This window comes from Hymenobacter saemangeumensis (assembly GCF_039541835.1).
In the GTDB taxonomy this organism is placed as follows: Bacteria; Bacteroidota; Bacteroidia; order Cytophagales; family Hymenobacteraceae; genus Hymenobacter; species Hymenobacter saemangeumensis.
The window spans coordinates 25882-37079 of record NZ_BAABGZ010000078.1 but is presented as its reverse complement, the minus strand read 5'-3'; the positions used below and the strand labels follow the sequence as shown (position 1 = coordinate 37079).

The following is an 11198-nucleotide window of genomic DNA, read 5'->3' as shown; positions in this document are numbered from 1 at the left end:
GCATGAATGATTCGCTCCGCCAAAAAGTAACTGACGCGTTCGAGTCAGCTTGCATCGATAAAAGCTTATACAGTGGCTCCGGCCTCAACGAGCAAAGCATCCCTGTATTCGTGGGGGAATGGCTCATCGACCGCCAACTAAAGGGGGGCGAATGGGATGAGGATGTCAAGCAACAGGTCATTGCGTTCGTACGCAAGTTCATGCCGAGCAAAGACGACGTTGAGGACCTCAAACAGCGACTGCGCAATGGAGATAATGTTTCGGTGCTGGAGTACGTAAGTCCGCGAGTGGATTTGACTAAAGACCAAACGTTTCTGGAATCGGGCAGCCTTGGCAATCAAAAAGTCCTGGTCGAAGAGCACTTGCTCACCCGATATCCACGCCTGTTAAAGGGCGGGATGTGGGGCCTGGCCATCTATCAATATCGCCGGCCCACTGAGAAAGGAGGCGAAGTATGGCTCAGCGAATTCAAGCCTTTGCAGGCCTCCAAGATTGATGTTGATGAATATGTTGAAAAGCGTCAGCTGTTTAGCCTCGAAGAATGGACCCAGTTGCTTATTAATTCCTTGGGTTATAATGCGGAAGGCAAAGGAGGATACTCAACAGATACGACTCGCTCAGCTCTGCTCACACGCTTAATCCCCTTTGTCCAACGCAGGGTGAACCTTTTCGAGTTAGCTCCCAAAGGCACTGGCAAATCGTTTCTTTTCGGACAATTCTCTCGCTATTCACGCTTGATTGAAGGAGGCGCGGTGTCTCCTGCAGTGCTTTTTTATAACGAAAACACTAAAGTGCCTGGGCTTTTCACCCAGTTTGATATTGTGGTGTTTGATGAGGCACAATCTCTTTCTTTCAGCAGCCCTGACGAAACCGTCGCTAAGCTTAAAGGCTATTTAGAGCAGGGAAAGTACTCCAAAGGCAAATTCACGGTCTCGGCAGATGCCGGCGCAGTCTTCATTGCGAACGTACAGATTGGCCGTGATAAGATGCCGGTGAATTCCAAGCATCTGTTCAGTGATTTACCAACGATATTACAAGAGACTGCACTGCTCGACCGTATCCACGGGTTGTTGCCTGGGTGGCACTTACCCCGCATGGGTGTCGATGCACTTTCTAAGGGCGTAGGTTTGAAGGCAGACTACCTCGGTGAAATATTCCACGCAATGCGTTTTCGCATTGAATACGATAAGTATGTTGAGGAACGTCAGCACTTGATTGACTCTAAGGACTTTCGTGATGTTCGAGCCATTCTCAAACTTTCCGCTGGCTTTTTGAAGCTTCTTTTTCCAGACCTCTCTATCGTGACTGAGGAAGAGTTTGAAACTTATTGTCTCCTTCCTGCCATTCATCTACGCCAGCGCTTACGTGAGCAGCTTTTCTACATGGACCCGGAATTCTCTAAACACGAAATAGCCCTCCGCCGAGGGCCCGTTTCAGCAATGGACCACGAGGTTGTCTCCGTAGAGGATGCTGCCGAGGACTTGTCCAGCGTCTGAGTCGTTGCAAGCAGCAAAGCCCGCCTAAAAGCTAACGTAGGACTTGTGCTCTATAATACCTCCCATTACCCTTGTCTGTCAAGGAATAATGGGAGGTATTTTTTTTGCTCTGCATCAACAAGTTAAGCCTAAGAGATTAGTTTTTTACCCAAAAACAGCAACTATGTTTGCGAAAACAGGTAATAATGCTGAGCTTTGTTTTAGAAAACAACACACAAGTCTTCTACAACAAGATGATTGTTTGTCTAAAACACACTTAAGAATAAGCTAATGGCCCTTGTAATTCCAGCCTTGACAGGCAAAATGGGTAGTACTGACTATTATCTATCCAAAATGCTTGTGCGTGAATTGCTTCAAGGCGTTCGACCAGCTGGCGCCGACCAGAAGTGGTGGGAAGAATTGCCTGCTGAGGAACGCATGCAGCGCGACGCAGACATGAAGCGCGTAAAAACAGAGATTGCGCCGTACATCGCCCAAAATGCCGACAGGTTTTTCGGTGCCTTAATCGTGCTCATCTACAAGGGGGAGCCACATTTTGAAAGCTTATCTACTTTCAAAATCAGTTTGCCTCATGCTTACAAGTCGCAGGCGGAGGACATTGGTTTTTTGACTATTGATGGAGGGCAGCTTATAGTTCTAGATGGTCAACACCGCTGGTATGCCTTGGACAGCGTTCACCGGGGTGAAACTGTCGGTTTGGACGCCGACAGCGTAGCCAGTGATGAAATCAGTGTGATTTTCATCAAACATGAAACAGACCTTAAAACGCGACGCATCTTCAACAAGGTCAATCGTTACGCTAAGCAAACTAGCCGCGGAGATAACATTCTGACTAGTGAGGATGATGGTTATGCAATTGCCTCCAGAAGGCTCATTTACGATAGCGAAGCGCCTTTCTACGCGAAGCCAGGAGATGAAGCACTCGTTAATTGGAAAAGCAACACACTTGCTCCTCGTAGTAAGCAACTCACGACACTGAGCGCGCTGTACGAAATGTCGAAAATCATTTTAGGGCAGAGTCCGGAGTACAAGAACTTCGACGAGAAGCATATGGTCAATCGGCCTTCCGATGTTGATTTGGATGGAGCCACTGACTTACTCTTAAGTTTTTGGTGGGCGGTGTTAGGCGAATTCCTGCCTTACGTTACCGCGCTTTCGGGTGACCACAGCAAAATTGTGGAGATGCGCAAGGACGAACATGCGTACTCTTTGCTCTTCAAGCCTGCTGGTCAAATTGCATTCGTTAGCGGCTTGGTTGCTGCGCGAACAATGACTGGTTTGAGCTTAAAGGAGCTTCTCGCTCGTGCGAACAAGCTGCACTGGTCAATGGCTGACAAGCACTGGGTAAACTTCATTATGAACCCCAACGGAACAATCAATGCGCGTGCAGACATCCGTGACCGGACTGCCCAGCTAATAGCTTACCTACTTGCAGGAGATAAAATGACCTCAGAGGAGGTGGAAACTATCCAGGCTATGTACAATTCGGCTAACCTAGTGACCCCGGCAAGCAGAGGCACTGAAAAGTGGTTGTCGTTGCCAACATCTGCCGCACACTAAACTGCTTAACACTTGCAGGCCCTTAATACAAGTAATCATCTTTCAATCAACCGCTGCTGACTAAAAACAAAAACAGCCGCTACTGGCCGTAGCGACTGTTATCGAAGAAAAAGTAAAAACGCTTGGACCCGTGCTTACATCTACCGGGAGTAGTCCCCCGGCCCAATTTCTTCTCTTTAAGTGAGGGCGCAAAGGTAACTGAACCCAGTTACAGAACAAGACTTTGCCCTGTTGCGAGGCCCGGCACGATGTCTACTCACCGTAATCTGGTAGGCAGAAACGTTTCATACCTCCAACACAATGGAAAAAGCACACGGTGGCACCGACAAAGAGCCAGCAGATAAGAATACTCCCAACAACGCTCCAGCCGGCTCACCAAACTCGGGTCAAGGCAACAGCAACGGTAACGGGCAGAACAGCGGAAGTGGGTCCAGTAATGGAAACTCCGGCTCAGGAAACGGCAATTCCGGGAACGGCTCTGGAAACTCGGGCGATAACAACCCAGGCGGCAACCCTGGAGGCGGAAGCTCGGGTAACGGCAATCCTGGCAACGACCCCAAAAAAGACGTCACCATTTTCGTAAACGCTACTCCCCACGTAGTTGCGAAAGATGAAATGTCTTTCCGCGAAATTGTAGCCCTGGCAGCGCTGCCTAGTGGCCCCAACGTCAGCTACACGCTGACATTTCGGAAAGGGCACGGCGACAAGCCGGAAGGCAGCCTGGTAGAGGGTGGTACGGTCAAGGTTAAAGACGGAATGATATTCAATGTCTCAGCAACCGATAAATCGTAGCGCCGACCTACAGCGCCTTCGCAACGAGGGCTATGATGTAGAAGTGAAAGGCGGATATTTGCTGGTCAAAGGCGTTCCATATGTTACGGCTAGTAAGGCCATTGCGTATGGAACGCTCGCATCAGCTTTATCTCTGGCAGGGGAAGTAACCACGAAACCGGCTACACACGTGGCTTATTTTGCTGGTGAACACCCCTGTCACAAGGACGGCACCAAGATGAGTAAGATAGAGCACCAGTCCAATCACATGGATTTGGGTAATGGGCTCATTATGCAGCACTCGTTTTCGAGCAAGCCCAGAGCAGGATATTCCGACTACTATGAGAAAGTCGCAACCTATGTTGCGCTTATCTCAAGCCCAGCACAGGCCATCGACGCCTCTGTTACAGCTAAATCATTCCCAGTGATAGAGCCAACAGCGGATGAATCGGTCTTTTGCTACACGGACACAGCTTCTACCAGGGCGCGCATCTCAGCTGTTACCGAAAAACTTGCTTATGGCAATGTTGCTATTATCGGGTTAGGCGGCACTGGGACTTATGTACTGGACCTGGTCGCAAAAACACCGGTTAAGCAAATTCGCCTCTTTGACGGGGATGTGTTTTCGCAGCATAATGCCTTTCGGTCACCTGGTGCCCCAACCGTAGATGAACTGCGGACCAAACCTCAAAAGGTCGATTATTTTGCAAGCTTGTATTCCAATATGCATCGTCACATCATCCCACATGACGGGTACCTTGACGAAACAAATTTGGAAGGTTTACAAGGCATGGACTTCGTTTTCCTCTGTCTTGACCGTGGCAGTGTGAAACAAGTGTTGATTGCAAAGCTGGAGGCGTTATCCATTCCATTCATTGATGTGGGAATGGGAATCTACCTACATGAGAAGCACAACTCGCTAGGTGGCATTGTTAGGGTAACAGCTAGCACCCCCCAGCAGCGCGGGCATGTGCATGACAAGAAGCGTATTTCCTTTGGTGATGAGGACGCGGGTAACGAATACCAGCAGAACATCCAAATTGCTGACTTGAATGCCCTCAACGCGGCCTTGGCTGTGATTAAGTGGAAGAAGCTTGCTGGATTCTACCTAGACTTAGAAGCCGAACTTCACAGCACGTACACCCTGGACGGGAACATTCTTCAAAACGAAGACCACTCCGTATGAAGAACGCTGTTCTCCACCATGAGTTCGTAGAGTTTATGCCTACGGATTTAGCAGCAGGGGTACTTTACGTGTCGATACCATTCGCCACAGCAGCACATTTATGCTGCTGTGGCTGCGGCAACCGAGTTATAACTCCGCTGACACCCACTGATTGGAAGTTGACCTACGATGGGGAATCCATTTCGCTTTCTCCTTCAATTGGCAACTGGAGTTTTCCCTGCAAATCTCATTACTGGGTGAAACGGGGGAAAATCAAATGGGCCGGGCAATGGTCGCCTGAAGAAGTCGCTGCTGGCAGAAGAAAAGACCGATTAGTCAAGACAAAGCATTTTGGCGAAGCTGAGACTGTGTTGAAGGAAAATACTCCCGCAATCATAGAATCTTCCGCCTTGACTAAACCGGCACAAAGTTTCTGGACCGAGCTTCGAAAAGTCTTAGGACTTGAGAAATAAGAAAAGTCTGTGTTTATATGAAATAGATTTTATGTAAACACTTGCCGATGAACACGGATAGCCCACAGGAATGTGGGCTATCCGTGTTAAAATCTTCTTACGATGTGATTCACGCAGACCGCTTTAATCAATAGCAGGACTTAGTCCTTCTTACCTTACTTAATATATGAACCACATTTGCTACAGCTGCGGCTGCCCAATGATAGACGAAGCGTACTATCAGCAGCACACTGCGGAGTTTGCCAGCAAGCCGAAATTTACCCATGACGAGCACATCATCCACAATGCGCTCCACGGCCGCCTTACATCCAGCCGGATACTGTGCAAAGATTGCGGTAGTACGTTCGGCCACGAGGCCGACGGAGCATTTGTAAGCTTGTTTACGCCGATAACGGCCCGCCTAAAGGATATGTTGTTGCCCAAGCAGCACGGGAAAAACACGAGCAACACCTTGCAAGGAGTGCTTTACGAAGGTGGTGACCCGAACCGGGAGCGCCGGGTGGTAATTAAAGACAACGTCGTAACGCCTAAGGAGCCCTTCCATTCGTTTGACGCCGCTACCAACTTGGTGACTATTTACGCCAGTGCGGCGCGAGCCAAGCACTATAAAAATATCGTAATAAAGGAGTTACAGGCCAACAATCTAAACCCCGACGAAGTGGTGTTCAAGTTTGTGGAGGAGGTGCAGGACATGGGGGTACTTGGTGTCTTCTTCACCGAAGGAACAGAGAAGTTCAATGAGCGGCTGCGGTTAGGATTTAATAAAATTGCTCTGGGCTTCGCTATGTATGCCGGTGTGCCCCGAACGCAGGTGCCGCGTGTGCTGCAACTCGACGCTCACGGGAAGGGCCAGCTGGTTGACTCTCAAAACCTGATACCATTCTATCCCATCGGGGCCTTGGACCGGCTAGTAGAGAATTTTCGCCCGCGTCTGGAAGGAAATTACCCCAGCCACACCCTGATTTTGTTTTCCCAGCCCCGCGAAAAGGGAGGTCAAGCGCTGTTTTGCTACGTGGACTTATTCAGCACTTTTCAATACTACGTGCTGCTAAATGAGGATTATCATGGCGAGCCGATATATAAAAGCTACCACCAGGCTACAACCAAGTCCGTACCTAGCCATGTGGATTTGCTGAAGGTTCGCCACAAATTATGGAACGTTGTTGCCGAACAGTTTGAGGTGGACACGACGAAATTTACAGGGGGTGATATGGATGCGTACCGCGCTTTTATTCAGCGGGGCATCGATACCTATTCATTTAATCCACAGTTGAATTTACCGCTCGAAACCAAAACAATGTTTGAGCGGGTGATGCCGCTGCTAGTGGAACGTCTCCCTGGTGAGAATGGTGAGCCGGACAGTTCGGTTCTGGAGTTCTTGCAGGCTAATCATCCCGCGCAGTACGTCGCGCTGTTAACCGAGCTACACTTTTACCTCGCGTACAATGACGAAACTAGGTATCAGCGATTCAGGTCCAGCTTCATAAAAGTTGAGGAGAACGGGAACCAAGAAGTAATGTCTTATCCCTCCGAGTGCCAACGCCCACCGATGGAAATCCGCCACTTTCAGGAGTATGGCCATCTGAAATTCGGACAGTTGAATGACCTTATCAACGAAGCCCAGGAGTTGGCCTCGCTCCAGCAGGATAGGCAACAATTGGCTGGAGCATCCAAAATTGCTAGTCCTCCCGAGTAACCCATGAAGCCAGCTGTATTGTCCTGTCTTGATTTGATAGGCCCTAGCGCTCTAATCCTTCCTCTCCCTTCCTAGCTACTGCCGGAGCCGTGGAACGATATGCGGCTTTACTGGGAACCTTCACCAGGATATCCATCGCACTCTTTAATTCGGCCAGGGACTGACTGTTGTTTAATGCAGGAAGTTTAGTTGCCATGTCTATTGCCTTGCCGGCATTTTCCCGGTTCAACCCGCCCAAGTAGGGAGTTCTAGCTACGTGTTTGGCCACCTCATCCAACCGGGCGGCGGCTAGCCCCTGACTGTGCTCCCGAAACCCACAGGCAATATGGTTAGCCGCCGAAGTAAACGCGACCTGCGCTTCTTCATGGTTCTTAGGCATCCGCACTGAGCGCTGCTGAATCTCTGTACCTACAACTTTGTCAGCTGCAATTTCGCTGATCTGCTCGGCCGCCTCTCGAAACCGCCTGGCATCCGTCTGGTCTTGCCGGGCGTCCGCCCCCTGCAATGCGGGATGCTTGATAATTTTTTCAGCCGCCTGCTGAAACTGCCCCAGGTAGGTCTGAATAGCCGCCGGGTTCAGATTCGTCGCCTCCACCCCCTTCCCTACTGCTACGCCTTTCTCATAATTGCCAGCACCGGGCATGTTAGCCACAATGTCCATCACCCGGTAGCCCGTCACTACCAACTCACGCCGGGCATCCATGGCTTTCATCTCCGCCGATAAGGGTGCCACCGGCCGTGCCTGGCCGGGGTCGCGTAGCTTTTCTGCTTCGAGTCCCGGCGCCGGGCTGATGACCTGCTGAAACATGGCCTTCAGTGGCTGCAGGTTCTTCTCCGCTTCCTGCGGCGAGTGCGGCCGCACCATCGCCAGGTCGCGGGCCCGGTTCAGCGTGGCCGGGTCGATACGGGCAAAGTCGACCTGGTAGCCGGCCTCCTTGCCCAGCTGCACAAATGTGGCCTGTAGCGTGCGTCCGTTGCCGTCCCGAAAAGCATGGGTATGGTTGTACTGGTCGAGGTAGTAGGCGGCGCGCTCGGCAAACTTCTCCTCCGACAGCCCCTTGAGGTTATTCTCCTTGCCCAGCTGCTCGCCGATGGCGTTCAGACGCTGCTCAATTTCCTTATAAGGCGCGAAGGTCATCGTCTCCTTGAAGCCCGTGACGTAGGTGGGCTTGTGCCCCTGAAACTCCCGGTCGGCCCGGGTTTCACCGGCCCACTGGTACACGCCCTCAAACAGCTTCTGGTGCACTTGCTTGAGGTGGGCGTGGTCGTAGCGCCCGCCGGGAATGCCGCCCTGCATATTGAGCCGCTGCAGGCGCAACAGCGAGGAGTCAGTTTCGGCCTGGGCCAGCTGCTGGGGGTCGGTAATGCCCAGCCGGTTTATCCGCACTCCGTTCTCGTCGCTGAATCGGTCGCCGGCTACCATTAGCGCGCGGGGTTAGGCTCAGAGGTAGCAGTGCCGGCTCCCGGCCGGTAACGGGCCAGCAGCATGGCGTCGGTCAGCGCTATGGCCTCCTCGATGCTTATCTCCCCGTCCACGTGCCGCTGCATGATGGCCAGGGCCTCCGGGCTGGGCGCGGGGCCGTTGCTCATCAGGATGGCAATGGAATTGTTGGCGTGGCGCTCGCGCTCCTGGCGGGCGGTCAGCTGCTCGGGGTTTAGGCCGGCCGGGGCGGGCGTAAAAAAGCTCTTTGTCATAGGTTTGGGGTGTGGGTGCTGGGTACTTACTCAACAGCAAAAAGGGCCTAAACGTCGCTTTTTGCAGCGTTTTTGAGGCTAATCCACCTCATTCTTTATGCCTCCTGCTAAGGTGTTTACATGCAGGGCCAGGGTTTCTTTTACCTGTTGGCTGACTCGCCGGTAGTTCTCCTGCACCACCGTCGACAACGCGGCGACGCTATCCTGCTCGTCGCTGCCGAAGGTGGCGACGGGATGCAGCGGAAACCGCTCCTGGGTAGCGTCGGCCCGGGAGATGACGCCCTGGAAGAAGGTGCGCTCGGTTTCCACGGTCTGCCCGATAAACTCGCCCTGCTGCAGGCCGATGGCATCCTGCACCCGCACCAGGTTGCGCTCCTGGTAGCTGGTGCTAAGGTTGGAGCTGTGGCTGCCGTGGCCTACTCCCCTGCCCTGGCTTTTGCCGGTGCTGGTGCTGTGCATCTGCTTGTCCTCCCGGCCCACGAGCTCAGAGATGAACTTGGCCGTATCGAGCGAGTTGACCTTGCCGAAGAACTGGTTGTTGAGGTTGGATACCATAACCTTCATCTTTTCAGGCCCATAGGCGTCGGTCATTTGCGCCAAATCCTGGGTCATGTAGATGGTGGCCACCTTATTGCTACGGGCCGTGGCCGGCAGCAGCTCCAGCCCCGGCACGTACACCGTGGCGGCCTCGTCGAGGAACACGTAGCTGCGGTGCTTGTGCTGCTGGTTCATGAGCTTGATGGCCACCGTGATGATGCAGCTGACCACCGGCGAGAAGGTTTCCTTCAGCGTGGGGTCGTTACCGATGCAGAGCAGCGCCGGCTGCTTCGGGTCGTTCAGGTTCAGCGAGAACCCCTCCCCTGCCTGCTCGTCGGGCGTGAGCACCCAGACGATTTCCGGGGAGTTGATGCGGTTGAGGATTACCTGCAGCGTGCCCACGACGGCGGCCACCTGCTTCTCGGCCCGCTGCTCGACGGCCGTGATGATGCTGCGCACCATGCCGGCGCACTCCGGGTCGGTTTCCAGCATCGAGAGCACGTGCTTGAAGTCCTTGTGGATGGCCGTGGCCACCACGTGCGGAATGGTGCAGTAGCGGGGGAAGTGCTTTTTGTAAAACCAGATGATGCCCGTCAGGTAGGCCACCGCGCTGATGTCGAAGAACTCCATCTTGCGGATGCTGGCCGGGTTGAGGTTGTTGATGATGGCCCGCGAGTACTCCTCGGCAAAGGCTACCACCGGCATGTCTTCGGCCCGCAGCGGGTTCACCCGCTCGCTGCGCTGCAGGTCGCGGAAGTTGATGACGTGAAACACCACGGACGGCTCGGGCTCCCCGTTGGGCAGCTGCCGCGGCGGGCTCTGCCGGCGCCCAGCCAGCTCCAGCGCCTTCTGCGCCGTTTCGGCCAGCACCGGAAACTTGAAGTCGTAGATGAGCCCGGCAAAGTTCTTGGCCGCCAGCTGCTCGATAAGCGGCTCGCCGATGGAGTAAGTCTTGCCCGCGCCGGCGCCACCGAGCACCAGCACGCCGCGGTAGGGATTAGGTACGTTCACCCAACCGCCCCCTTCCGTGGGCAGGTTAAACCCGTCCGGCGTCTCCAGCTTCTTGCGCTCCACGCTCAGCCCAAACTCCGGGCTCTTGGTCGCGCCCCGCAGCAGCCCCACCACAAAGCCGCTGGCCAGCGCCACACTCACCGCGACGGGGTAGCCCACCCGGACAAAGCCCGGCTGGTAGGAAGCCATGGTGAGCAGCACGTAGGCGCTGAGCAGAAACAGCCCCGCGCAGCTGGCCATGACGATGCGCACGGCCTGGGGCTGCAGCGGCTTGCGCCGGACCGGGCCGCCGGGTTTGCGCTCGGGTGCCGGCAGCACGAATACCAGCACCCCGGCCGCGAGCAGCACCAGCGCCCGCAGGAAGATGCCTGCCGCGTCATAAAGCCGGCCTGCTTTAACCAGCAGCTTGTCTTTGAACCCCTGCCCGGCAGTGGCCACGCGCAACGCGGCCGCCCCTCCCCTACTCACTACCTGGTCGCCGGCACGGCTCGTGGCCGTGGCCAGCTCGGCGGCCGGCTTGCCTACTACCGGCGCCGCTTGCCGCTGCACCCGCACCCGGCGGGCCTCGGCTCGTTGCTGGTTGATGACGGCCATGCGGGCCGCCAAACGTTGGCCGGACGTCAGCTTGGGCGTCTGCCCGGCCTGGTGCTGGGCAGCCCGGGCTGCCGCTATTTCCGTTGGGTGCTGCAGCACGTACCATTCGCCGGCGAGCAAGGCCAGCAGCAGCACGCCGATGAGCAGGCCAATGGATTGGGACTGGGGCGCCGGCCGAGGGGGTAAACTGGTCATAGGGG

Annotated in this window: 9 protein-coding genes; 6 read left to right on the top strand and 3 right to left on the bottom strand. The window is 54.3% G+C overall.

The window, feature by feature from the left end:
- The first annotated feature begins 2 nt into the window (after positions 1–2).
- From brxL to ABD919_RS20115, 6 genes are all read left to right on the top strand, one after another.
- Positions 3–1496 carry a BREX system Lon protease-like protein BrxL gene (gene brxL / locus ABD919_RS20140; protein ID WP_345237871.1) on the top strand — a complete coding sequence of 498 codons (1494 nt, stop codon included), beginning with the start codon at positions 3–5 and terminating at the stop codon, positions 1494–1496.
- 270 nt (positions 1497–1766) lie between these two features.
- The gene (locus ABD919_RS20135; protein WP_345237870.1) at positions 1767–3056 is read left to right on the top strand and encodes a DNA sulfur modification protein DndB; all 1290 of its coding nucleotides are present in this window, start codon (positions 1767–1769) and stop codon (positions 3054–3056) included.
- A gap of 300 nt (positions 3057–3356) precedes the next feature.
- A complete protein-coding gene (locus ABD919_RS20130; protein ID WP_345237869.1) occupies positions 3357–3848 on the top strand; it encodes a multiubiquitin domain-containing protein in 492 nt (163 codons plus the stop codon).
- Positions 3823–5013, top strand: a complete 1191-nt coding sequence (locus ABD919_RS20125; protein WP_345237868.1) for a ThiF family adenylyltransferase — start codon at positions 3823–3825, stop codon at positions 5011–5013. The genes ABD919_RS20130 and ABD919_RS20125 overlap by 26 nt, the downstream gene beginning before the upstream one ends.
- The gene (locus ABD919_RS20120; protein WP_345237867.1) at positions 5010–5465 is read left to right on the top strand and encodes a ubiquitination-like system serine protease family protein; all 456 of its coding nucleotides are present in this window, start codon (positions 5010–5012) and stop codon (positions 5463–5465) included. Before ABD919_RS20125 ends, ABD919_RS20120 begins: the two co-directional genes overlap by 4 nt.
- Before the next feature lie 166 nt (positions 5466–5631).
- Positions 5632–7161: an HNH endonuclease gene (locus ABD919_RS20115; RefSeq protein WP_345237866.1), complete on the top strand. Its 1530-nt coding sequence runs from the start codon at positions 5632–5634 to the stop codon at positions 7159–7161.
- A 43-nt stretch (positions 7162–7204) separates the two neighbouring features.
- Here ABD919_RS20115 and ABD919_RS20110 read toward each other — a convergent pair whose 3' ends face one another.
- The 3 genes from ABD919_RS20110 to ABD919_RS20100 form a co-directional block, all read right to left on the bottom strand.
- On the bottom strand, positions 7205–8584 hold the full coding sequence (locus ABD919_RS20110; RefSeq protein ID WP_345237865.1) for a Fic/DOC family protein: 1380 nt from the start codon (positions 8582–8584) through the stop codon (positions 7205–7207).
- A complete protein-coding gene (locus ABD919_RS20105) occupies positions 8584–8856 on the bottom strand; it encodes an antitoxin VbhA family protein (protein WP_345237864.1) in 273 nt (90 codons plus the stop codon). Before ABD919_RS20105 ends, ABD919_RS20110 begins: the two co-directional genes overlap by 1 nt.
- A gap of 78 nt (positions 8857–8934) precedes the next feature.
- Positions 8935–11193 (bottom strand): TraM recognition domain-containing protein, encoded by a 2259-nt coding sequence (locus ABD919_RS20100; RefSeq protein ID WP_345237863.1) that lies wholly within the window; start codon positions 11191–11193, stop codon positions 8935–8937.
- Positions 11194–11198: the final 5 nt, after the last annotated feature.

What these genes read in the sequence shown, in the direction of transcription:
- brxL (WP_345237871.1), top strand. Translation starts at nt 3, where the DNA reads ATGAATGATTCGCTCCGCCAAAAAGTAACTGACGCGTTCGAGTCAGCT.
- ABD919_RS20135 (WP_345237870.1), top strand. Translation starts at nt 1,767, where the DNA reads ATGGCCCTTGTAATTCCAGCCTTGACAGGCAAAATGGGTAGTACTGAC.
- ABD919_RS20130 (WP_345237869.1), top strand. Translation starts at nt 3,357, where the DNA reads ATGGAAAAAGCACACGGTGGCACCGACAAAGAGCCAGCAGATAAGAAT.
- ABD919_RS20125 (WP_345237868.1), top strand. Translation starts at nt 3,823, where the DNA reads ATGTCTCAGCAACCGATAAATCGTAGCGCCGACCTACAGCGCCTTCGC.
- ABD919_RS20120 (WP_345237867.1), top strand. Translation starts at nt 5,010, where the DNA reads ATGAAGAACGCTGTTCTCCACCATGAGTTCGTAGAGTTTATGCCTACG.
- ABD919_RS20115 (WP_345237866.1), top strand. Translation starts at nt 5,632, where the DNA reads ATGAACCACATTTGCTACAGCTGCGGCTGCCCAATGATAGACGAAGCG.
- ABD919_RS20110 (WP_345237865.1), bottom strand. Translation starts at nt 8,584, where the DNA reads ATGGTAGCCGGCGACCGATTCAGCGACGAGAACGGAGTGCGGATAAAC.
- ABD919_RS20105 (WP_345237864.1), bottom strand. Translation starts at nt 8,856, where the DNA reads ATGACAAAGAGCTTTTTTACGCCCGCCCCGGCCGGCCTAAACCCCGAG.
- ABD919_RS20100 (WP_345237863.1), bottom strand. Translation starts at nt 11,193, where the DNA reads ATGACCAGTTTACCCCCTCGGCCGGCGCCCCAGTCCCAATCCATTGGC.